This window comes from Pseudomonas sp. Z1-12, from assembly GCF_051132015.1.
GTDB classification, from domain to species: Bacteria; Pseudomonadota; Gammaproteobacteria; order Pseudomonadales; family Pseudomonadaceae; genus Aquipseudomonas; species Aquipseudomonas zanjanensis.
In genome coordinates this window covers 3,144,310-3,166,247 of sequence record NZ_CP071647.1, presented here as the reverse complement: position 1 = coordinate 3,166,247, position 21,938 = coordinate 3,144,310, and the positions used below count along the sequence as shown (strand labels likewise).

Genomic DNA, 21,938 nt, shown 5'->3' with positions numbered 1-21,938 from the left:
TGCACGGAGTGGCTTACTTCACCGCACGCCACCGGTTTCGTGCATGCAGGTAGGCGGTCGTATCGCTGTAGCCCAGTTGGGCGGCGATCTGCGCTATAGGTTCGCCTTGCATTTCCAGGAGTTGCTCCAGTTCGGCGCGCACCTGGTCGAGCAATTGCCTGAAGGTCGTGCCTTGTTCTTCAAGGCGCCGGCGCAGCGTCCTGGGCGTCTGATGCAGCGCGTGCGCCAGATCCACCAGCGTCGGTGTCTCGCCTTTGGCCAGCGATTGTCGAACGCCATCGGCGAGCCGGGCCGACCAACCGCTGAAATGACCATGGGCGGCCAACCGACGGTCGAGCTCCTGGGTCAGCAGCTCCAGCAGTCCGTGATGACGCGTTTGCATTGGCAGACGTGTGCTGGGGGCATCGAAGTAGAAACGGTTGACCGGGCAATCGAACTCGACACGGTCGCCGAACCAGTGGCTGTACTGGAGGTAGTACGAGGGTCGCGAATGGGCGAATTGGGCGAGAACCGGTTGTACGTCCCTCCCCGTTCCTTGTCGTAGTTGCGTAATGGCCATCACGCCGTAGTGCTCGACCACATACCGCGCCAGATCACCCGGCGCGTCGACATTCAACTCGACCCCCAGGCCGTTCTCATCATTGACCAAGCGCACCGTGTCGGTGTCGGCGGCCAGCGGTGCGTACCGCGCCCAGAGCTGCATGGCCGACAGGACGTCAGGACTGTACAGGCAAAGGTAGGCCAGGACGTGCCAGTCCTGCGGCGTGAATAACCCGAACAAGTTCAAGCCGATCGCCGAATCGACCCGCGCAGCCTCGCGCCAGAGCTGATCCAGTTCGATCAGGTTGTAGTCCTTGTGCCTCCCGCCCGCATGACTGTCCAGGAACCGCTCCAGCACCTGGCCCAATTTGCCCCGGTGAAAGCGTTGGGGCGCGCGATTGACCGCTTCTCGCTCGATTCTGTCCGTTTCGCGCATTGGGAGGGCTGACTCGCTGGCTTCTAATGAAATGGCATTGCCCGCTGGGGCCTTAATCGAGAGTGCCATGAATACAACAATGCTCGCCAATAATCCTTCCGCTGTCGTGGCCGGGATATTCCTCGCCTTCATTTTGCTGGAACTTGCTTGCTCGGCCCTGCGCCAGTCATCGGCCGGCAGGCGTGACGTACTGATTGAAGTCATCGGCTCCGGGATCCTGGTGGCAATCACCTTCCCTGCCGTCATGTGGCTGAGCGGCAAGCTGCTCGGCCTGGCTGCCCCGCAGATGAAGGATGCGCTGGTGGCAATCCCTTGGGCCGCGGGTTTCGTGTTGTTCCTGCTGCTGGACGACATGACGCAATACTGGTGGCATCGCCTGACTCACCGGGTGCCCGCCCTCTACGCGCTGCATCGTGCCCATCATTCCGCGCCCTACATGAGTGTCCGGATCGTTTACCGCAACAACAGCTTCTACTACCTGCTCATGCCCGGTATCTGGCTGTCCGGCATGCTGATCTACCTGGGCCTTGCGCCGGTCTACTACGTCTATTTGATCATCAAGATGACCGTCATTTTCGCCGCGCACAGCAGCGTGGCCTGGGATGACAAGCTTTATGGCGTTCGCGTGTTGCGGCCCCTGGTCTGGATCCTGGAGCGGACGATCTCGACCCCGGCCACCCACTCGGCCCACCATGGCTTGACGGCCGAGGACGGTGTCACCCATTACAAAGGCAACTTCGGCAACCTGCTGTTTCTATGGGACGTCTTGTTTGGGACCGCAAAGATCACGCGCCGACGTCCACCCGCCTACGGCATCGAGCATCTGTCGCCGATCAGTTGGCAAGAAGAATTATTCTGGCCCGTCGTACGCGCTCGCCGTACCGCGCCCAAGACCCGCGTCCAACCGGAGGTGACGCCGTGAGCCGCCGTATCGTCGTGCTGTCGGGCTCCAATCGGGCGGGCAGCCAGTCGCTCAAAGTGGCAAATCATCTGCGACAGCGACTGGCAGATCTGAACCTGTGGGAGGCCAGCGACTTGATTGACTTGGCCACCAGCCGACTACCGCTTTGGCCGGAACAAGACCGCGACCAGCTGTGGCCCGCTCAACAAGCGATCCTTGCCAAAGCGACGGCGCTGATCGTGATCAGTCCGGAATGGAACGGCATGGCCTGCCCGGCGCTGAAGAACTTCTTCCTGTACGCGGGGATCAGCGAGCTCGGGCACAAACCCGCGCTGTTGGTGGGTGTCTCGGCGGGCCTGGGCGGCGCGTACCCGATCGCCGAGTTGCGTGCGTCGAGTTACAAGAATTGCCGGCTCCTGTACTTGCCTGAACACCTGATCATTCGAAACGTGGAATCGATGCTCAATGACCAGGCGCCGGCCAACGAAGACGACAAGCGCATTCGCGAACGTGCTGATTGGGCGTTGCGCCTGCTCAGCCAGTACGACGTTGCATGTGGCGAGATAAGGCGGGCCCTTGAACAGCCTCCGGCTTTTTCTACCGGTATGTAGGCGGTAAGTCCTGCGCTCAGGCCGCCCCGGATTTCCCATGAAACGCCTGCCCCAGCACCGCCAATCGCTCCGCCAACGGTGGCAAGCATTGGCTGCTGCGGGTCAGGACGCCGATGTTGTCAGCGTTGCGTTCGGCCACGGCCTGCACGCTTTGCAGGCGCTGGCTGATGCCGATCGACGCCTGGGATTGCTCCTGGGTGGTGCTGGCAATCAGGTCGTTGAAATGGTTGATCACGGCGATGTCTTCGACCACGGCATGCAACAATTGCGAAGCCATTTGGCTGGCGGCCACGCAGCGTTGTACCCCGTCGCGGCTGTCTTGCATCGCGACGGCGGCCTGGCGGCTGCCTTGTTGCAGCTTGGCGATGATCTGCTGAATCTCGGTGGTGGACGTCGAGGTCTTTTGTGACAGGGTGCGGACCTCGTCGGCCACGACCGCGAACCCGCGGCCCTGATCACCGGCACGGGCAGCTTCGATGGCAGCGTTGAGGGCCAGCAGGTTGGTCTGCTCGGCGATGCCGTTGATCACATCCAGCACCTGGCCGATTTGCTGGGCCTGCTCGGCCAGCACCTGCACGGTGTCGTTGGTCAGGTTGATGCGCCCTGCCAGCTCGACGATCTCTTCCCGGGTCTGGTCAACCGTGCTGCGTCCGCGGTTGACCTGCTCATTGGCCTGGCCGGCACGCTGCAAGGTCTGGTCGACGTGGCCGGCGATGTTCTCCATGGCTTGGACCAGATGGCCAATCGCACCGCTCATCTGCGCCACTTCGTCGAGTTGGTGGCGGGCGCCGGTTTCCAGGGTCTGGCCAACCTGGGACAAGTCCTGGCCCAGGTCCGAGAGGTTGCGGGTGTCGCGCACCACGCCGTCCACCAGCTGGGTGACCTGTTGGAGGAAATGATCGAAACGCTCGCTCGAAGAGACCTTGACGCCCTCACCGCGCTGCGTGTCGGTGTCATGGCTCAACTGAGCGGCCGCTGCCAATACCTTGTCGAGCACTTCCTGGTTTTCCGTGGCGTCGGCCAGGCTCTGGTTCGCCAGGTAAATCAGGATCACGCTTTCCACCACCACGTAGAACGCGTGGAGGAAGATCATCGACCAGCCGCCGTGAGTCTCCATGACGAACACCGGATAACCCTGGTGTTGAAGCCAGTGGAAGCTGAGGTGATGAACCGCGATGGTGGCGGCAGCCACGACAATCGGCAGCCAGTCACGGTAGAACGTCAGCACGGCCAGCAGCACGAAGATCCCGAAGTGGAACTCGGTCACGCCGTGGGTCTGGTTGATGTGCAGTGCCGCCATGACCATCAACGCCACCGCAATGACACAGCGCATGGCCCGCGTACCAGCCAGGACGCGATAAAGCCCGGTGCTCGCCACGCAGGTGGTCGCCCCCACCAGCAACGCCTGGGTGAACGTCGAGTGCAGGAAGGCCAGGCCCAGGGAATACAGCAACGTGAGCCAAAGCAGCCCCAGCATGATGCGGTCGGCTTTACGGTGGTGGTCGTTAAAGCGCACGGGCGATGTCATGAGGTCGTCCTTTTCAAAGACTTGGAGGTCCGTTACCAAATGCCGTAAACGGCTTAGCGGCGTTTCGAGAGGGAACTTTAACTGATTATCATCAATTAATGGCACTGCGCCACCAAGCTTTTCTCAGCGGCCTTTGCTTTATGATGTCCGCCATCTCATGACTGACTGATGGAACCCCCATGACTTTCGATTTCGACACCGTATTGGAGCGCCACGGCACCGGCAGTACCAAATGGAGCCGCTACCCGGCGGATGTGTTGCCGATGTGGGTGGCCGACATGGATTTCGCCGCCCCGCCGATGGTCATTGACGCACTGCACAAGCGCCTCGAACATCCGATGCTCGGCTACAGCGTCGCCCAGGACGATCTGCGTGCAGCCATCACGGCTGACCTGTGGAGCAAGTACGCCTGGCGCGTCGAGCCTCAGCAGATCGTGTTCCTGCCCGGCGTCGAGCCAGGTTTCAACATGGCGTTGCATGCCTTGGTGGAACCCCGGCAGAACGTCGTGGTGCAGGTGCCCAACTACCCGCCGCTGCGCCACGCCCCTGGTCACTGGCAATTGAACAAAGTGGAATTGCCGTTCACCCCGGTCAACGGTGAGTTCCATACGCCGTTGGCGGCGTTGCGCGAAGCGTTGCAGGGCGGCGGCGCCTTGTTGCTGAGCAATCCCCACAACCCGCTGGGCAAAGTGTTCGAGCGTGAAGAACTCCAGGCCGTAGCCGACATTTGCCTGGCGCAGGACGCCTGGATCATCTCCGACGAGATCCATGCCGAACTGTGCTTCGACGGTCGCGTGCACATACCGACTGCGTCCCTCAGCCCCGAGATTGCCGAGCGCACCATCACCCTGATGTCCGCCAGCAAGGCCTACAACATCGCGGGGCTGAAAACCTCGTTCGCGATCATCCAGAACGCCAAGCTGCGCGAACGGGTCAACAGCGCCCGGGCCGGCATGGTCGACAGCGTCAATGCCCTGGGCCTGGAAGCGACCCGCGCGGCCTACAGCGAAGCCGGTCCGTGGCTGGAAGCCCTGAAAGCCTACCTGCAAGCCAACCGTGATTACCTGGTCGAGGCGGTGAACACTCGTCTGCCGGGCATCACCATGACCGTGCCCCAGGGCACTTACCTGGCGTGGCTGGATTGTTCAGGCTTGGAGCTGGATGACCCGCAAGGATTTTTCTTGAAGGCAGCCAAGGTCGGGCTCAGTGCCGGGCTGGATTTTGGTGACGATGCCGGGCAGTTCGTGCGCCTGAACTTCGGCTGCCCGCGGGCGCTGCTGGAGGAAGGGATCGCGCGGATGGAGCGCAGCCTGAAAGCCAGGGGTTGATCCAACCGGCGACGCAGATCCCTGTGGCGAGGGAGCTTGCTCCCGCTGGGTCGCGAGGCGGCCCCCAACGACCACACAACTCGGTGTTGGTGAGAACTGAGGGGGCTGCTGCGCAGCCCAGCGGGAGCAAGCTCCCTCGCCACAGAGGCTTCTGCGCCGCGTTGGATCGGCGCTTTATTCCTCCATATCCGGCGCATAAACAAAACACAGCTTGTTCCCCTCCGGATCGCGGCAATACGCGCCAAAATAACCTTCGCAATATTGTGGCCGCGGGCCGGGTGGGCCTTCGTCGGTACCGCCCATGGCCATCGCCTGCTCCCAGGCGGCGCGGACGATTTGCGGGGAGGCGGCGGCGAAGCTCACTTGCATGCCATTGCCCCAGGTCGCGGGCAAGCCGTTGAACGGCAGTTGGACAAACACCTGGGGCCAGTGCTTGCCCGGCTGACGCCAGCCTTCCCCCGGCGGGCCCGAGTCGTTTTCGCTCTCCATGCGCTCCAGTCCCAGGCAGCCGAGGACTGCGTCATAAAAAGCGACCATTTTCGGCAGGTCGCGGGCGCCGATCTGGATGTGGCTGAACATGGCCCTGCTCCTCTTTCAAATCCGTACGTGGATTGGAGAATACCGCAACCGCCAATGTTCGCCCGATGCCGCCTATTCACCGACGAAACAGCCCTCGTCACGCTCATCGACTGACCAGACAATCCGACCGAACTCCGCCCGACACCCCAAAGTCCACCCTCCATCGCAACCCAACTGGAGAACGACAATGGCCGACTACCCTTTCCCGCCCTTCCCGAAACAAAGCCAGCCGGTGCCCGGCACCCAGCGCAAAATGGATCCGTACCCGGACTGCGGTGAACAGAGCTACACCGGTTCCGGACGCCTGGCGAACAAGATTGCCCTGATCACCGGCGCCGACAGCGGCATTGGCCGCGCCGTCGCCATTGCCTTCGCCCGTGAAGGTGCGGACGTGGCGATTGCCTACCTGGACGAGCACGAAGACGCCAAGGAAACCGCGCGCTGGGTCGAACAAGCCGGCCGCCAGTGCCTGTTGCTGCCCGGTGACCTGGCGGACAAAGGCCTGTGCCGCAAGATCGTCGATGAAACCGTCGCCCGCTTCGGGCGTATCGACATCCTGGTCAACAACGCCGCGTTCCAGATGACTCACGAAACCCTCGAGGAAATTCCCGACGAGGAATGGGTGCGCACCTTCGATATCAATATCACGGCGATGTTCAGGATCTGCCAGGCCGCCGTGCCGCACATGAAGTCCGGTGGCTCGATCATCAACACCACCTCGGTCAACTCCGACATGCCCAAGCCGACACTGCTGGCCTATGCCACCACCAAGGGCGCCATCGCCAACTTCACCGGCGGCCTGGCGCAAATGCTCGGGCCCAAGGGCATCCGGGTGAACAGCGTGGCGCCGGGACCGATCTGGACGCCGCTGATCGTGGCGACCATGCCCGAGGAAGAAGTGCAGAATTTCGGCTCGCAGACACCCCTTGGCCGTCCTGGCCAGCCGGTTGAGGTGGCGCCGATCTATGTGCTGCTGGCCTCGGACGAAGCCAGCTACATCACCGGGGCCCGGTATGGGATTACCGGTGGCAAGCCGATGCTTTAAGCAAAGCGCAGTGTTTTACCTGTGTTTTACCTGTGGCGAGGGAGCTTGCTCCCGCTGGGCTGCGAAGCAGCCCCTCAATTCTTGCCAACACCGAGTTGTCTGGTCGTTGGGGGCCGCTTCGCGACCCAGCGGGAGCAAGCTCCCTCGCCACAACAGCCCCCTTGCCACAAAAAGTGTCTAGTGACGGTGCTCAGGACGACTCCTTGGCAATCACCGAAATCTTCCCGTTACGCTCGATAATCGCAAACTTGATTTGCTCCAGGGTCTCGATGCCTTGGCTGGAGCGCGCTGCTTCCATGATGTCCGCCTCGATCAAGCGGGCATGGCGCATCCGACCACGGAGGATGCGCCCGTCCTCGACGATGATGGTCGGGCCGCCATCGATCAGCCGTGAAACCCACTGCGAGCGCAACTTGAGCAATGAAAAACCGACATCGATGGCAATCAGCGTCACGATCACCATCAGCGCGTTGGTCATCGAGAAGTCATCGCCCAACAGCGCCTGTTGAGTGGCCTCGCCGATGATCATCAACAACACGAAGTCGAACGTGGTGATCTCGGCCAGGGAACGCCGCCCGGCGATCTTGAACAACACCATCAATGCCGCGTACAACGCGGCGGCTCGCAGTACCGAATCCATAGGTCACCTAAGGAAAAATGAACTGTTTGAAACTGACCGTGGCGCCGCCCGGGGTGGCGATGCGGCTGTGATAGGTGCCGAACCCTTCGCCTAGCAATGACAGATACAGGCTGGCCTGCCCTTGCTTATCCGCTTGGACCCAGAGCGTCATGCCCTGCCCCGCGCCCGCCGAACGCATCGGTGGCGGTTGCAGCGCTTGCACCTCGAAACCTTCCAGCCAATCGCCGCCCAACTCCACTTCCAGCACGGCGTTGGGTTGGCCCTTGAGCCGGATGGTCATGGCATTCGCGGAGCCGTTGCGGTGGAACGCCTGGTATTCAACGCCCAGGCTACCGTCGCTGCTGTACAACTCCCGGTCGCTCAACGGGCCCCGGGAAAACAGGCCCAGCAAGGTCAGGATCACCAGCAGCACCAGCAGATACCAGCCCACGCGCTCAAAACGCCAGACCTTGTGCTGGAAGACCATGTCTTCGCGCACCGGGAATTGGCGGCTGCGGTGATCGTCCTGCTCGTCTTGATCGGTCATGGTCGGCCCCTATCGACGCTCACCCGTCACGGCGCGTTGGTGAAAAGTGGGCAATTGCTGCAACACGTATTCGGCAGCCCACAATTGCACCTGGCTGCGGTTGCCGAAGAACCGCTCGCGGCGACTGAACAAGGCGCGCTGGCCGCTCACCTCGAACGCCCAGGCAAAACAGACGGTGCCGGCGGGAATACCGTCCTTATCCTCTGGCCCGAGCAGGCCGGTGGTCGCCACTGCTACGTTGGCATTGGCATCGCGCAAGGCACCAAGAGCCATCTCCTCGGCGACTTCACGACTGGTGAGATTGAACGTCTCGATGGTGCGTGGACTCACGCCAAGCAAGCGCTGCTTGGCTTCAGGGGAATACACCACATAGCCGCTTTCGATCAGTGAACCACTGCCGGGCACCTCGGCCAGCAGCGTGACAATCTGCCCGGCGGTGCAGGATTCGGCCGTGGTCAGGCGCAGGTCATGTTCGCGCAGATAATCAACCAGGGTTTGGGCAACAGTCATGGCATACGGTCCTTCAGGGATGCTGATGGGTTGACCCCTGCCGTTTTGATTCATTCCCTTTATCGCACCGTCAGCCAGATCCTGGAAATAAATGAAACCCCTGTCTGTAGCCGTACCTCAAACCTACATGGGCCTCATGCAGAGGCCGTCCTGATCAGGAGGTCGTCATGTCTGCACCTTTCGTCAAACTGTTCACGCATCCTGAGTTCGCCTGGGCCGACATCCGCGAACAGGAACAGGCGCATCCACGCCACTACCTGGCTCACTTGCTGTTGCTCGCGCTGATCCCAGCAGTGTGCCTGTTCATCGGCACCACCTGGACCGGTTGGAGCCTGGCCGAAAACGAAACGGTACGCCTCAGCAGTGCCAGCGCGTTCCAGCTGTGTGCGCTGCTGTACCTGACCATCGTGGTCGGCGTCATGCTGATGGGGCTGTTCATCCGCTGGATGTCCCGCACCTTCGAGGTGCGTCCGACGGTCAACCAATGCATCGGTTTCGCCGCCTACACAGCCACGCCCTACTTTTTGGCCGGGATTTTCGGGTTGTATCCGAGCCGCTGGCTGGCCGTGACGGTGTTGTTGCTGGCGTCGGCCTACTCGACCTTCCTGCTGTTCGTCGGATTGCCCAAGTTCATGGGGCTCAAGAAAGAACAGGGCCTGCTGTATTCGGCAAGTGTCTGGGGCGTCGGTTTGCTGGTCCTGGTGACGATCCTGGTGGAAATGATCCTGCTCTGGTTCAACTACCTGCAGCCGGAATATCTGCGTGTGCCGGTGGGCTGAGGGCGTTTTCGGGGCGCACAATGCCGGTGACGGCGGTTTTGCAGTGCCCGGTCTTCGCAATCTTCGTGCAACCGGACTATCCTGCGAGTTTTTGCTCCCTGAATTCGATGTGGCGGGACTGGACTGCCCCGCCCTTTAAGGCCAAGAATTTATGTCTCCATCAAGCAAACGCTCTCCCAACGTGCCACAGCGACGAGAGCTGAGCCCCAGTGACCTGAACTTCCCGGTGGTGGGAATCGGCGCTTCGGCGGGCGGCTTGCAGGCCATCAAACAGTTTTTCGAGCACATGCCCAAGGACAACGGCATGGCGTTCGTCATCGTCCTGCACCTGGCGCCCGATCATCAGAGCCTGGCCGGCAAGATCATCCAGGAAACGACCAAGATGCCGGTGCTGCAAGTCACCGAAGCCGTGCCGATCCGCAAGAATCATGTCTATGTGATTTCCCCCGCCCAAAGCTTGCGCATGAATGACGGCTATCTGCATGTCACCCCGGCCGAACCACGCCAGGGCGGGCACGTGGCCATCGACCTGTTTTTCCGCGACCTGGCGGATGTACACAAGGACCGGGCATTTTGCCTGGTGCTGTCGGGCACCGGCTCCGACGGCGCCGTGGGCCTGTCGAGGATCAAGGAGCAAGGTGGCGTGACCATCGCGCAATCTCCCACGGACGCCGAATTCGATGGCATGCCCCAAGCGGCCATTGATACCCAAATGGTCGATCTGGTGCTGCCAGTAGCGGAAATGCCGCAGAAACTGCTGGAGCTGTGGAGCAACGCCCAGGCAATCCGCCTGCCTACCGCCAATGATCCGGAAATCAACACCCAGCCGCCGACCTCCGAACGCGAGGCCGCCGCGGCCGAACAGTCGCTGATGGATATCCTGATGCAACTGCGTGCCGGCACCGGTCATGATTTCAAGCATTACAAACGCGCCACGGTGCTGCGCCGTATCGAACGGCGAATGCAAGTCACCGCCCAGGCGGATTTGCCGTCCTATTACGCCTACCTGCAAAACCACCCGGAAGAAACCAAGGCCTTGCTCGGCGACCTGCTGATCGGCGTGACCAACTTCTTTCGTGACCGTGAGGCATTCGAGGCCTTGGAGCGGGACGTGCTGCCCAGCCTGCTCCAACCCGTCGAGCCCGGCAGCGTACCCCCCGAGGAGATACGCGTGTGGTCGGCGGGCTGCTCCACCGGCGAAGAGGCCTATACCCTGGCGATGCTGGTCAGCGATCAACTGGTGCACGAAGCCAGCTCCGCCAAGCTGCAGGTGTTTGCCACCGATATCGACGAAAGAGCCATTACCGTTGGCCGTAGCGGCGCCTATCCGGAAGCGATCGTTACCGACGTGCCGCCGACCCGGTTGCGCCAGTATTTCCTCAAGGACGGCGCCAATTACCGCGTACGCAAGGAAATCCGCGAGCGGGTGCTGTTCGCCAAGCACAACCTGCTGTCGGATCCGCCGTTCTCGCAGATCGACCTGATCGTCTGCCGCAACCTGTTGATCTACCTCGACCGCGAGGTCCAGCGCGAAATCCTGCAAATGTTCCACTTCGCCCTGCGACCGGGGGGCTATCTGTTCCTCGGCTCGTCGGAGTCGGCCGATGCCTGCCATGAACTGTTTACGCCGGTAGACAAGCGCAACCGGATCTTCCGCAGCAAGTACGGCACCGCCAGCAGCCGCCGCACGCCGACCATGCCTCGCGGTGGTTATGTGCGCGCGACGTCCTCCCCGACAGCTCCACTGGCCCCACCGGCACGCAAGGTGTCGTTTGCCGACATCCACTTGCGCGCCATCGAACACTCTGCGCCGCCGAGCATGATCGTCGACGCCAACGCCGACATCCTGCACATGTCCGAAAGCGCCGGTCGCTTCCTGCGCCATGTCGGCGGTGAAATGTCACGCAACTTGCTGACGCTGATCAATCCGCAGTTGCGCCTGGAGATCCGCACCACGCTGTTCCAGGTCAACCAAAGTGGCCAGGCGGTCAAGTCGCGCCAGGTCAACCTTGAGCGGGATGGCCGACGTTTCCTGGTGGATCTGCTGGCCCAGCCCTATCGCGACGACCAGTCCGACGGTGACTTTGTCTTGGTGGTGTTCGATGAGGTGGAAGTCGACGCGGCCGAACAGCTTGAATCCAGCACCAACCAGACCGAGAACCAGGTCCTCTCCAACCTTGAGCGGGAACTGCAGCGCACCAAACTGCATCTGCAGGACACCATCGAGCAGGCCGAGGTCTCCAGCGAGGAGCTCAAGGCTTCCAATGAGGAAATGCAGGCGATCAACGAAGAGTTGCGCTCAGCCACCGAAGAGTTGGAGACCAGCAAGGAAGAGCTTCAGTCGATCAATGAAGAACTGTTGACGGTCAATTACGAGCTCAAGACCAAGGTCGAAGAAACCGACAAGATCAACGACTACCTCACCAACCTGATCGCCTCCACCGACATCGCCACGGTGTTCGTCGACCGCAGCGTGCGGATCAAGTGGTTCACGCCAAGGGCCACGGAAATCTTCAGCATGCTGCCGGTGGACACCGGGCGTTCGCTGCTGGACATCACCCATCGCCTGGACTACGCCGACATGGCTGCCGACGCCACCCAGGTCTTCGAATCCTTGAACATGATCGAACGGGAAGTCAGCAGCAACGACGGCCGCTGGTACATCGCCCGGCTGCTGCCGTACCGCTCCAGCGAGGACCACATCGACGGCACGGTGTTGACCTTCATCGACATCAGCAAGCGCCGGGCGGCCGAGGAAGAACTGCGCCTGGGAGAAGAACGCATGCGACTGGTGGCCGAAAGCACCCGGGACTACGCGATCATCCTGCTGGATGAACATGGCGTGATCACCCGCTGGAACACCGGCGCCGAATTGATCTTCGGCCATTCCAAGGCCGAAGCCGAGGGCGCCTATTACGACTTCATCTTCTCACCCCAGGACCGCGCCGACGGCGTGCCGGAAAACGAACTGAGACTGGCCCGAACCAACGGGCGCAGCGAGGACGAGCGCTGGCACCTACGCAAGGACGGCAGCCGCTTTTTCTGCAGTGGCGAGGTCACCTTGCTACAAGGCGACCACCTGCAGGGCTACGTGAAAATCGCCCGCGACCTGACCGGCCACAAGCGCCTGCACGAAGAACAGACCCAACGGCTGATGGAAACCCAGAACACCAGCCATCTGAAGGACGAGTTTTTCGCGGTCATGTCCCACGAGCTCAAGCACCCGCTGAACCTCATCCAGCTCAACGCCGAATTGCTACGACGCTTGCCGGTGACCAAGACCGTCAGCGCGGCGGCCAAGGCTGTCAACACGATCTGTGACGCGGTGACCAGCCAGGCGCGAATCATTGATGATTTGCTCGATGTGGCCCGGGTGCGCACCGGCAAGCTCAAGCTCAAGCGCCAGGCCGTGGACCTGGGCCGAGTGCTCCAGGACATCTACACGGTGGTGATCAATGACAATCACCCGAACAAGGTGACCCTGGAACTGCCCGAGGGGCCCGGCGAGCTGATCGTCAACGCCGACCCGACCCGGCTGGAGCAGGTCATCTGGAACCTGGTGAACAATGCCCTGAAGTTCACCCCCAACGGTGGCCGCGTGCAGTTGATCGCCAGCAAGGACGGCACCATGGCGCGGCTGGACGTCAAGGACTCCGGCGTGGGCATCGAAGCCGAGCATTTGAACGAAGTATTCGACCTGTTCGGCCAGGCCGAGACCCAGCACGCGACCCATCAACGCGAAGGGCTGGGCATCGGCCTGTCCTTGGTGCGGCAGTTGACCGAGGCCCATGGCGGCAGCGTGGAGGTCAAGTCCGATGGGTTGGGCAAGGGCTGCACATTTACCATTCGCCTGCCCTTGAGCAAGCTCGAAGAACCACAAGCCAAGCAAACGTCCAGCAGTGAGCAATCCGGTCGTCTGAGCGGCCTGACCGTTCTACTGGTGGACGACTCTCCCGAAGTGCTGGATACCCTCAAACTGCTGTTGGAGATGGAAGACGCCCAGGTCCTCGCCTTCGACCTGCCGCAAGAGGCCTTGCAAAGCGCCCGGGACGCCCGTTTCGATGTGGTGATTTCTGACTTGGGCATGCCGGTGATGAACGGGCATGAGCTGATGCAGGCATTGCGCAAGTTGCCCCATGTCAAACACATTCCGGCCATTGCGTTGACGGGATATGGAGCGTCGGTGGATATGCAGAAGTCCCGGCAATCGGGATTTGATCAGCACATTGGCAAGCCGGTTTCCTATGATGAGCTGATTGATACGATTGAGCAGTTGTTGCGGTCGCAGGTTTATTGAGACGGGCTGCGCTCTCAGGCAATAAAGATGTTGGATGTGCCGGCCCCATCGCGAGCAAGCTCGCTCCCACAGGGGGGACTGGGTGGGCATGAGTTTTATGGCTGCCGAAGATCCAATGTGGGAGCGAGCCTGCTCGCGAAAGCGGTGGCTCAGCAATGAAGATGTTGAATGTGCCGTCCTCTTCGCGAGCAAGCCCGCTCCCACAGGGGACGGGGGGTACATGAATTGTGTGGCTGCCGAAAATCCAGCGTGGGAGCGAGCTTGCTCGCGATGGCGGTGGTTCAGCCACATGGATGTAACGGATATACACCCCAATACCTTAAACCTTCCTCATACCAATACGCCGACGCATCTCAGCCGTAATACTCTGCCGGGTCTTCTTCAGCCCAGCCCAAGGCTCATGCCCAACCTCCGCCAGACGCTCATGGACATTGTGCACATTCCAAAGATTGGCCCCCTTGAGCTCAGCCACCTCCTCACGAAAAATCGGCACCGACACCGGCAGCCCTTCCCGGGTCCGAGCGGCATACGCGCAGATGGTGGTAGCCCCCAACCCATTGCGCAGATAATCGATAAAGATCCGCCCTACCCGGTTCTTCGGCCCGGATACCGCCGAAAACCGGTCCGGCAACAACTTGGCCATATGGCTGACAATCGCATGGCTAAAGCCCTTCACCTCATCCCAACCGAGCTTGCGCGTCAACGGCACCACCACATGGATGCCCTTGCCGCCGCTGGTCTTGAGAAACGCCTTGAGCCCCAGCTCATCGAGCACCGATAGCGTGAGTTGCGTCGCCTCGACCATGCTTTTCCAGGGCAGCGCCGGGTCCGGGTCAAGGTCGAGGACGAAGCGGTCGGGCTTGTCCAGGTCGACGGAGGTGGCATTCCAAGTGTGCAGCTCCACCGTACTCATCTGCACCGCACCGATTAGCGCTTCGGCGTTGTTGATGATCATCACCGGTTGTCCGGTCAGGTCCTTGTCCAGGCTGGTGATGCCGGGAATCGCCAGGCGCTCGGGGTTCTTCTGGAAAAACAGCTCGCCGGCGATACCTTCCGGCGCCCGGACCAGGGCCACCGGGCGCTCCGCCAGTTCCGGCAGGATGAATTCGGCCACGCTGGCGTAGTACTCGGCCAATTGCAGCTTGGTGGTGCCGCTGCTGGCGTCGATGACCCGGTCCGGGTGGGTGATACGCACTTTGCCGTCCATGGCCGGCGTCTTGGCTTTTGTCTTCGACTTGCCCTTGGCCGGCGTCGCTTCAGGCGCGTCCTGGGTGCTGGTTTTCTTCTTCGCGCTGGTTTTCTTCACGGGTTTGGCAAGCTCCTGGGTAATGGCCTCGGCCGGCTTGTCGTCACGCAAGCCATGGAAAACCGCATGGCGCACCGAGCCTTCCTTGGTCATCTCAGCAAAGGCCACTTCGGCCAACAACGTCGGTTCGAGCCAGTGCACGCCCTTGGCTTCGTAGCCGGTGGGCGGATTTACCACGGCGGGCTTTTTCGTCTCCAAGGGCAGCAGTTGCTGGTAGATGCTTTTAAGGGTGGTTTCGTTGAACCCGGTGCCGACTTTGCCGGCGTAGCGCAACTGGCCGCTGTCGGCATCGTGCAGGCCTAGCAGCAAGGCGCCGAAGGCACTTCGCGCGCCCTTCGGATCGCTGAAGCCCACCACCACGAATTCCTGGCGATTCTTGCACTTGAGCTTGATCCAGTCATTGCTGCGCCTGGACACATAGGCACTGCCGACGCGCTTGCCGATCAGCCCTTCCATCCTCATCTGGCAGGCGCTGTTGAGCAGTGCATCGGGGGTTTCCTCAAACGCATCGGAAAACCGCAGCAAGGGGCTTTCGTTGGGCTCCAGGACCGCGGCCAATGCGGCCCGGCGTTCTTGCACCGGCACTTTGCGCAAGTCCATGCCATTGAGATAAGGCATGTCGAACAGGTAATAGGCGATCTTGCCGCTGCTGCCGGCCTCGAAGGCGTTTTGCAGGGCCTGGAAGTCCGGCACGCCCTCCTCGTTGGCCACCACCATCTCGCCATCGAGCCAGGCCGATTCCAGCCCCAGCGCGGCCAAGGCCTCGGCCTGTCTTGGCAACTTGTGGGTCCAATCATGGCCGTTGCGGGTCAGCAGCCTGACGTCGCCGTTTTCGATGCGTGCCATGACCCGGTAACCATCGAACTTGATCTCATACAACCATTCACCGTCAGGCGCACTTTCCACCAGCGTCGCCAGTTCCGGCTTGAGGGTTTCCGGCAGCGGCCCGGGGATTGCGCCGCTGAGGGTGGTTTTCGAGGTGCGCTTCGGTGATTTCGCCTGGGGGGCTTTTTCCGGTTTTTTCACCGCGTTGGCCGCCGCGGCCTTGCCTCGGCGCTTGGGCACGATGGTGCGATCGCTGAGCACGCTGTCCGGCTCGGCCTGGACCACATCGTATTCGCTCTCGGGGCGGGCGGCCGAGTCCTGATGCTTGATCAGGAACCATTGCTCCTGCTTGCCGGGCATGTGGGTACGCACCAGGTTCCACAGGCCGCTGAGTTTTTCGCCTTGCAGTTCGAACTTGAGCCGGCCTTTTTCATAGGCCTCGTGGGGATCCCCTTGGGGAATCCAGACGCCCCGGTCCCAGACGATCACGTCACCGGCGCCATAGTGGCCTTCGGGAATGCTGCCCTCGAACGTCGCGTAGTCCAGCGGATGATCTTCGACATGCACGGCCAGGCGCTTGGCCTTCGGGTCCAGGGAGGGCCCCTTGGGCACTGCCCAGCTCTTGAGCGCGCCGTCCAGTTCCAGCCGGAAGTCATAATGCAGTCGCGTGGCATCGTGCTTTTGAATGCAAAACTGCAAGGCATAGGCGCTTTTTGCCGATTTTCGCGAGCGTTTCGCCGCCGGCTCCGGGGTGGCGGCGAAATCGCGCATGCGGTTGTAGTCATCCAGGGTCTTGCTGCTCATGGACCACCTGCCACTTGCTGCAACGCTGGATCGGCGACGGGCATCCCGGCGGTTTCCGCGAGCAACTGATCGACCACGCGGCTCAAGGCCTGTTCGACCGAATCACCCAGCAGCAGGCCTTGTTCGTAGAGCACGATCTGCCGATCGGCGCTGGAGCCTTCCTGGATGATCCGGCGGGCCTGCTTGAACACGTCCTGGACGCCCAACTCGGCAGCGGTTTCACCGAAGGTCTGCTCCGCCAGGGTGAGCCATTCACCGATCAGCATCGGTTGCTCCTGCCCCTCGACGATAAACTCGGCGAGAATCCCGTGGCGCTTGGCCCGCCAGCGGTTTTCCTTGAGGATCCACTGGGACATCTGGCTGTAGTGGGCGCCGGGCCGGCGCAGCGTGACGGCATGGGCTACCATCAGGCGAAACAACGAGACCAGGCACAGCACGTCCTCTGCCCGAGGGCAGGCATCGCAAATGCGCAGCTCCAGCGTGGGATAACGTGACGAAGGTCGTATCACCCACCAGCAATCGCTGGCCTGGCGAATGGAACCGGTGCGCATGAGCATGTCCACGTAGCCGGCAAACGCCGACTCATCTTCGAAATACTCCGGCACGCCCATGCGCGGCCATTCATCGCAAGCGACTTGTCGATAGCTGCTGAAACCACTGTTGCCACCGTTCCAGAATGGCGAGGACGCGCTCAGGGCCAAGAACATTGGCAACCACGGCAGGATCTCATTCATCACCCGCACCCGGTCCTGGGTCGCGGGCACTTCCACGTGGACGTGCAGGCCCGAGAGCACGCTGCGCCGCGCCACCCGCTGATAGTCATCGAACAGTTGCTGGAAATGCAGCTCATCGGTGGGCTGCAGCACCTGGGTGGCCATCGGATGCGAACCCGCGCTGAGCAGACCCAGGCCATGCTCGGCCAAGCGCTTGGTCAGGCCGCTGCGCACCTGGGCCAGGTAATCGGCCGCTTCGGGCAGGCTACGAAAGATGGGCGAGGCCATCTCCACCTGGCATTGGAACATTTCATGGGCGAAATGCTTGCCCAGCTCGGCCTGGCACGCCGCGATCACATGCGCGGGGGGTTCACCCGGCATGCAACGGGTTTGCAAATCAGTGATGAAATACTCCTCTTCAACGCCGAACTTCATGCGCCTGTTCATCGATAGTCCCTCCGATAGCCCCGCCGAGACCTGCGCCGATGCGGGTTACAACCAACGCCACCACGGCGATCCTTTCCACGTCCTGATAACCCGGCGTGAGCAATTCCTCACCGAACACGTCCGGGTCCAATTCCTTGTAGGTCCAGCCGAAATCCGCTGAGTCACGCCACTGCCCCAGCGCTTCCAGGAACGGGTCGCGTCCGTCCACCATCGCCACGCCGGTGTAGAGCACCAGCGAGCCGCCCGGTGTGAGCCGGGGCAAGGCCTGCTCGACGATGCGCAGCGACAGCCCGGCGCCCAATGTTCCGCCACCGTGGCGATAGGCGCGCTCGGAGGGATCGGCCATGTACGGCGGGTTGGCGACGATCAGGTCGAAGTCGCCGACCACGTCTTGCAGCACGTCGCTGCGGCTGACCTCGACGTTGGCCACCTCCGCCAGCGCGGCGTTCACCGCGCACAGGCGCAGGGCTTGAGGGTTGATGTCCACGGCCAGCACTTGCGCTTCACGGCGGGCGCGGGCAATCACGATGGCACCGACACCGGCGCCGCAACCGATGTCCACGGCGCGCTGCACGGCGGTGAAGTTCTGCTGCAGATGAGTATGGATCAGTTGGGCGAAGCGGTAGCTGTCAGGGCCGAAAAACACCGCATCATTGGCCTGGGTGGGAAATTGCGAATGGGCAAACAGCAAGCCATCCAGGCTCGACCAGCGTACCCGGCTATACAGCAAGCCATCGCGTGCTTCCAGCACCTGGGCGTCTTGCAGTTGCCGCTGTTCGTCGGCGCTGATCAGCCCCGGCGCAAACGGCCGCGACCAGCCGAACACGTCCCGCAAAGTCTTGGAACGCTCATTGCCGGGCCGCTGGTTGACCCGTTCGTGGGTCAAGGGCGTCGGGGTGATGAAACGGTAGCCGTCGGCTTGCAGGCGTCGGCCCAGTTGTAACAGCGCAAGGTCCGGTTCGGACAGGCGTGCTTCCTCAGTCATGCAGGGCTCCCTAGCGAAGTGCGGATTTGAGTTCGATGAACCGGCGAGTCGCCAACAGTCCGGCCGGATGGCTGTGGCAGCGGGCGCAAAGCCAGGGCACCAGAGCCTGCATCTGCTCGTCCGGCGTGCGGCCTTGCAGCGCCAGTTGCAGGCTTTGCACATCGGGATCGTCCATCGGCGTCACGGGCTCACATACGGTGCCCGAACCACGCCGGGCAGCGGATTTCGCGCCCTCATCCCGCCAGTCACCGGCAATCCAGTCGTGCAGCAGTTGTTTTTCGTAGGGGCTGAACACCCCGAACATGGCCGCGCCTGGCCCATCGATCAGCGTCCAGAAACGGCTGTTTTGCGGATCTTCATGACGCTTGATCCAGCCTTTGTTCTGCATCGCCCCCAGGAACCCTTGCAACTGGCCCGGTTCCGAAAGCCACTGGTTGACGGTCTTGCCTTCGAACTTGCAGTAGTCGGAATGCATGTGCTGGCCGAACGGGCGTTTGCGTTCGAGCATGTCCAGCACTTCGCGATCCAGGTCGAACGCGCCGATGATGGCCCGGCTACCCTGCCCCAGGTCATTGAGCCGATAACCCAGCGTGACTCGTTGCCAGAAGGCCTCCCGGTCGGCTTCCATCGGCATCAGTTGCAACAGCGACTGCACGGCCTTGTGGGCGTGGCCGGTGCTGGCGTTGTCGATGGTGACGTGGAGGGTGAAATAGTACGGATCGATGTCCAGCTCGCTCAGCTCGTAAGCACTGATCAGCAGATGCAGGGGCAATTGCTCGTAGCCCAGGTTGTAGCCGATGACCTCCGGCAGGTACTCGTCGCCGGCATAACCCAGGGCCAGTTGCACGCTGCCTTGCAGATACAGGTCATCGTCGATGTCCGGGGCGTCGGACAGGTCGTGTTCGGCGAGCAGCTTGCGATAAAGCACCACGTGGTTCTGTGACGGATGACCGTCCCCCAACTCTTCCAGGTAGGTGCACAGCAACCCTTCGAAACGGTGGTCGTGCCAATGCTTGACCACGCCATACAGCCAGGCGCCGTCCACCCGTTTGGTCGGCGCAACGGCTTGCAGGAAGTACAGGGCGTGAGCCTTGTTGCTGAAGAACTCCCGGGGGCCGCCGTTTTTTCGCCGCTCCAGGTAATCCGCGTATTGCCGGGCGACGCCGGCGCTGTGGTGCCCGACCCAGGCCGACAGCGCCATGGGATCGTCCGGCATCTCCTGGGGCAGCGCCGCAGCCTTCGCGAGGCATTGCTGGAGGAACGCTTGGGCGACGGCTTGCTTGTCAGCGTCGTCAGGACCTTGGAACAGCCGCTCATAGCATTGGCGCACCTGTCCCCCATGGGTGACAGGGTGCACGGTGGCTGGCCGGGATTGGAGGGGTGTCAGCGCAGTCATAAGGGCCTCTTGGGTTCTTGGCGGACGCTGAATCAGAACGTCTCTTTTGTTGCTGAGCGCTGGGAACGGCGAAAAATTCCATTGAGTTGAACGCCAGGCGGATAAACGGGGCGATGCGTAGATGATGGGAACCCTCGTTTCGCTTCAGCCCTCGAATACTGAGAACCACCTCGCTGAGCCACCCCGCTGTTGAATGTGGCAGAAACGCTGTTGTGGCGAGGGAGCTTGCTCCCGCTGGGTCGCGAAGCGACCCCAATGCCGCGAGCGCTTCGCACTCGAGCGGGAGCAAGCTCCCTCGCCACGGGTTAGTCGGCACCCGGTTATCCAAGGAGCAACGATGACGTTCACAGTATGGGTAGCGGTGCTCGGTGCGGTGTTGCTGACCCTGGCGCTGACTTCCTCTTATCTGCGCTGGATGCCGGTCACCACCTCGGCGATGTGCCTGGTGCTGGGCGTTGCCATCGGGCCGCTGGGGTTGGGCGTGCTGAGGCTGGACATCAGCGACTCGTCGGTGTGGATGGAACACCTCACGGAAGTCGCGGTGGTGTTTTCGCTGTTCGTCAGCGGCCTCAAGCTGCGCCTGCCCCTCAACGACCGGACCTGGCGCGTGGCCTATGGGCTGGCCGGGCCGGTGATGATCCTGTGCATCGCCGGCCTGTGCCTGGCGCTGCACTATCTGTTGGGTCTGAGCTGGGGCGTGTCGATGCTGATCGGCGCGATGCTGGCGCCCACCGACCCGGTACTGGCGGCGTTGGTGCAGGTCAACGATGCCCGGGATGACGACCGGGTGCGGTTCGGCCTGTCGGGCGAAGCGGGACTGAACGACGGCACGGCGTTTCCCTTCGTGATCCTCGGCCTGTTGATGCTGCGTGAAGACGGCAGCGGTTTTCTCGGTGAATGGCTGCTGCGCAACGTCCTGTGGGCCGTGCCGGCCGGTTTGCTGGTCGGCTACTGGATGGGCCGTGGCATCGGCAAGTTGACTTTGTCGATGCGCATCAGGAATGCCGACAGCACCTTGTCGCCCAACGACTATCTGGCCCTGGCGCTGATTGCCTTGGCTTACGTCGTGGCCGAGTGGATCCAGGGCTACGGTTTTCTCTCGGTGTTCGCCGCCGGGCTGGGGCTGCGTCAGGCCGAGGTCAAATCCACCGATGAAACGGCACCGCCGGCGGAGCACCTGGTGCAACCGGTGGTGGGCCACGAAACCGTCGATCCCCAACAAGCCGTCGCAGGCGATACCGAGTCGCTGGACGATGGTCAACTGGCCGCCGGGGTCATGATGAGCGACATGCTGGCGTTCGGCAGTCTGGTGGAACGGTCGATGGAGGTGTTCCTGGTGACGTTGCTGGGGGTCGTGCTGGCCAGCCATTGGGATTGGCGGGCCTTGGCGCTCGGCGCCCTGTTGTTTGTCGTGATTCGCCCGTTGAGTGTGCTGGTGGTGCCCTGGCGGCGATTGCTCGACGGACCGCAACGGCTGCTGATCGGCTGGTTTGGCATCCGCGGGATCGGCAGCCTGTTTTATCTGTTTTTCGCCTTGAACCATGACCTGCCGCCAGACGTGGCGCAACTGTGCATCAACCTCACCCTGTCGGTGGTGGCCTTGAGCATTTTGATTCATGGGGTCACGACCCAGCCGACCCTGGCATGGTACGAGCGCCGCAAGCATCCGGGTTGAGCCACTGTGGCAGGAAATGAACGCTGTTGTGGCGAGGGAGCTTGCTCCCGCTAGGCTGCGAAGCGGC

17 protein-coding genes are annotated in these 21,938 nt (G+C 62.0%); 7 read left to right on the top strand and 10 right to left on the bottom strand.

The genetic code is table 11. The features are described 5' to 3' along the window. Positions 1-13: 13 nt before the first annotated feature. Positions 14-976, bottom strand: coding sequence for an AraC family transcriptional regulator ligand-binding domain-containing protein (locus tag J3P85_RS13350; protein ID WP_434706159.1), 963 nt, complete (start codon positions 974-976; stop codon positions 14-16). A 67-nt stretch (positions 977-1,043) separates the two neighbouring features. Here J3P85_RS13350 and J3P85_RS13345 point away from each other — a divergent pair, with 67 nt between their 5' ends. Together J3P85_RS13345 and J3P85_RS13340 are read left to right on the top strand one after the other, a co-directional pair. Beyond that, positions 1,044-1,898, top strand: a complete 855-nt coding sequence (locus J3P85_RS13345) for a sterol desaturase family protein (RefSeq protein ID WP_411384700.1) — start codon at positions 1,044-1,046, stop codon at positions 1,896-1,898. Then, on the top strand, positions 1,895-2,488 hold the full coding sequence (locus tag J3P85_RS13340; protein WP_434706158.1) for an NADPH-dependent FMN reductase: 594 nt from the start codon (positions 1,895-1,897) through the stop codon (positions 2,486-2,488). The genes J3P85_RS13345 and J3P85_RS13340 overlap by 4 nt, the downstream gene beginning before the upstream one ends. 16 nt (positions 2,489-2,504) lie before the next feature. On the opposite strand, the gene J3P85_RS13335 is transcribed toward J3P85_RS13340, so the two are convergent. Beyond that, the gene (locus J3P85_RS13335) at positions 2,505-4,016 is read right to left on the bottom strand and encodes a methyl-accepting chemotaxis protein (protein WP_434706157.1); all 1,512 of its coding nucleotides are present in this window, start codon (positions 4,014-4,016) and stop codon (positions 2,505-2,507) included. Positions 4,017-4,195: 179 nt separating this feature from the next. On the opposite strand from J3P85_RS13335, the gene J3P85_RS13330 reads away from it, so the two are divergent. Further along, positions 4,196-5,344, top strand: a complete 1,149-nt coding sequence (locus J3P85_RS13330; protein ID WP_434706156.1) for a MalY/PatB family protein — start codon at positions 4,196-4,198, stop codon at positions 5,342-5,344. A 174-nt stretch (positions 5,345-5,518) separates the two neighbouring features. On the opposite strand, the gene J3P85_RS13325 is transcribed toward J3P85_RS13330, so the two are convergent. Next, positions 5,519-5,923: a VOC family protein gene (locus J3P85_RS13325; protein WP_434706155.1), complete on the bottom strand. Its 405-nt coding sequence runs from the start codon at positions 5,921-5,923 to the stop codon at positions 5,519-5,521. A gap of 187 nt (positions 5,924-6,110) precedes the next feature. On the opposite strand from J3P85_RS13325, the gene J3P85_RS13320 reads away from it, so the two are divergent. After that, on the top strand, positions 6,111-6,968 hold the full coding sequence (locus J3P85_RS13320; RefSeq protein ID WP_434706154.1) for an SDR family oxidoreductase: 858 nt from the start codon (positions 6,111-6,113) through the stop codon (positions 6,966-6,968). Between the two features lie 190 nt (positions 6,969-7,158). Here J3P85_RS13320 and J3P85_RS13315 read toward each other — a convergent pair whose 3' ends face one another. Genes J3P85_RS13315 through J3P85_RS13305 form a run of 3 tightly spaced genes read right to left on the bottom strand, consistent with a single transcriptional unit; the run spans position 7,159 to position 8,644 of the window. Continuing rightward, positions 7,159-7,608: a DUF421 domain-containing protein gene (locus tag J3P85_RS13315; RefSeq protein WP_434706153.1), complete on the bottom strand. Its 450-nt coding sequence runs from the start codon at positions 7,606-7,608 to the stop codon at positions 7,159-7,161. 7 nt (positions 7,609-7,615) lie between these two features. Further along, positions 7,616-8,134: a hypothetical protein gene (locus J3P85_RS13310; RefSeq protein WP_434706152.1), complete on the bottom strand. Its 519-nt coding sequence runs from the start codon at positions 8,132-8,134 to the stop codon at positions 7,616-7,618. Positions 8,135-8,143: 9 nt separating this feature from the next. After that, positions 8,144-8,644, bottom strand: coding sequence for a CinA family protein (locus tag J3P85_RS13305; protein ID WP_434706151.1), 501 nt, complete (start codon positions 8,642-8,644; stop codon positions 8,144-8,146). A 167-nt stretch (positions 8,645-8,811) separates the two neighbouring features. Between J3P85_RS13305 and J3P85_RS13300 the strand changes: the two genes are divergently transcribed. Then, positions 8,812-9,423, top strand: a complete 612-nt coding sequence (locus J3P85_RS13300) for a Yip1 family protein (protein WP_434706150.1) — start codon at positions 8,812-8,814, stop codon at positions 9,421-9,423. Between the two features lie 151 nt (positions 9,424-9,574). Further along, complete coding sequence (locus tag J3P85_RS13295) at positions 9,575-13,720, top strand: CheR family methyltransferase (RefSeq protein ID WP_434706149.1); 4,146 nt, start codon at positions 9,575-9,577, stop codon at positions 13,718-13,720. Positions 13,721-14,039: 319 nt separating this feature from the next. Here the strand turns inward: J3P85_RS13295 and ligD are convergent, their stop codons facing one another. The 4 genes from ligD to J3P85_RS13275 are packed head-to-tail and all read right to left on the bottom strand — an operon-like array spanning position 14,040 to position 20,196. After that, positions 14,040-16,655 carry a DNA ligase D gene (gene ligD / locus J3P85_RS13290; RefSeq protein WP_434706148.1) on the bottom strand — a complete coding sequence of 872 codons (2,616 nt, stop codon included), beginning with the start codon at positions 16,653-16,655 and terminating at the stop codon, positions 14,040-14,042. After that, entirely contained in the window at positions 16,652-17,815 is a 1,164-nt protein-coding gene (locus tag J3P85_RS13285) for a carboxylate-amine ligase (RefSeq protein ID WP_434706147.1), read from the bottom strand. The genes ligD and J3P85_RS13285 overlap by 4 nt, the downstream gene beginning before the upstream one ends. Further along, the gene (locus J3P85_RS13280; RefSeq protein WP_434570166.1) at positions 17,787-18,800 is read right to left on the bottom strand and encodes a methyltransferase; all 1,014 of its coding nucleotides are present in this window, start codon (positions 18,798-18,800) and stop codon (positions 17,787-17,789) included. The genes J3P85_RS13285 and J3P85_RS13280 overlap by 29 nt, the downstream gene beginning before the upstream one ends. A 10-nt stretch (positions 18,801-18,810) precedes the next feature. Further along, entirely contained in the window at positions 18,811-20,196 is a 1,386-nt protein-coding gene (locus tag J3P85_RS13275) for an iron-containing redox enzyme family protein (protein WP_434706146.1), read from the bottom strand. A gap of 337 nt (positions 20,197-20,533) precedes the next feature. Here J3P85_RS13275 and J3P85_RS13270 point away from each other — a divergent pair, with 337 nt between their 5' ends. Beyond that, positions 20,534-21,871, top strand: a complete 1,338-nt coding sequence (locus J3P85_RS13270) for a cation:proton antiporter (RefSeq protein ID WP_434706145.1) — start codon at positions 20,534-20,536, stop codon at positions 21,869-21,871. The last annotated feature ends 67 nt before the right edge of the window (positions 21,872-21,938 follow it).

What these genes read in the sequence shown, in the direction of transcription:
- J3P85_RS13295 (WP_434706149.1), top strand. Translation starts at nt 9,575, where the DNA reads ATGTCTCCATCAAGCAAACGCTCTCCCAACGTGCCACAGCGACGAGAG.
- J3P85_RS13315 (WP_434706153.1), bottom strand. Translation starts at nt 7,608, where the DNA reads ATGGATTCGGTACTGCGAGCCGCCGCGTTGTACGCGGCATTGATGGTG.
- J3P85_RS13300 (WP_434706150.1), top strand. Translation starts at nt 8,812, where the DNA reads ATGTCTGCACCTTTCGTCAAACTGTTCACGCATCCTGAGTTCGCCTGG.
- J3P85_RS13350 (WP_434706159.1), bottom strand. Translation starts at nt 976, where the DNA reads ATGCGCGAAACGGACAGAATCGAGCGAGAAGCGGTCAATCGCGCGCCC.
- J3P85_RS13325 (WP_434706155.1), bottom strand. Translation starts at nt 5,923, where the DNA reads ATGTTCAGCCACATCCAGATCGGCGCCCGCGACCTGCCGAAAATGGTC.
- J3P85_RS13345 (WP_411384700.1), top strand. Translation starts at nt 1,044, where the DNA reads ATGAATACAACAATGCTCGCCAATAATCCTTCCGCTGTCGTGGCCGGG.
- J3P85_RS13305 (WP_434706151.1), bottom strand. Translation starts at nt 8,644, where the DNA reads ATGACTGTTGCCCAAACCCTGGTTGATTATCTGCGCGAACATGACCTG.
- J3P85_RS13275 (WP_434706146.1), bottom strand. Translation starts at nt 20,196, where the DNA reads ATGACTGCGCTGACACCCCTCCAATCCCGGCCAGCCACCGTGCACCCT.
- J3P85_RS13270 (WP_434706145.1), top strand. Translation starts at nt 20,534, where the DNA reads ATGACGTTCACAGTATGGGTAGCGGTGCTCGGTGCGGTGTTGCTGACC.
- J3P85_RS13285 (WP_434706147.1), bottom strand. Translation starts at nt 17,815, where the DNA reads ATGAACAGGCGCATGAAGTTCGGCGTTGAAGAGGAGTATTTCATCACT.
- J3P85_RS13330 (WP_434706156.1), top strand. Translation starts at nt 4,196, where the DNA reads ATGACTTTCGATTTCGACACCGTATTGGAGCGCCACGGCACCGGCAGT.
- ligD (WP_434706148.1), bottom strand. Translation starts at nt 16,655, where the DNA reads ATGAGCAGCAAGACCCTGGATGACTACAACCGCATGCGCGATTTCGCC.
- J3P85_RS13335 (WP_434706157.1), bottom strand. Translation starts at nt 4,016, where the DNA reads ATGACATCGCCCGTGCGCTTTAACGACCACCACCGTAAAGCCGACCGC.
- J3P85_RS13280 (WP_434570166.1), bottom strand. Translation starts at nt 18,800, where the DNA reads ATGACTGAGGAAGCACGCCTGTCCGAACCGGACCTTGCGCTGTTACAA.
- J3P85_RS13320 (WP_434706154.1), top strand. Translation starts at nt 6,111, where the DNA reads ATGGCCGACTACCCTTTCCCGCCCTTCCCGAAACAAAGCCAGCCGGTG.
- J3P85_RS13310 (WP_434706152.1), bottom strand. Translation starts at nt 8,134, where the DNA reads ATGACCGATCAAGACGAGCAGGACGATCACCGCAGCCGCCAATTCCCG.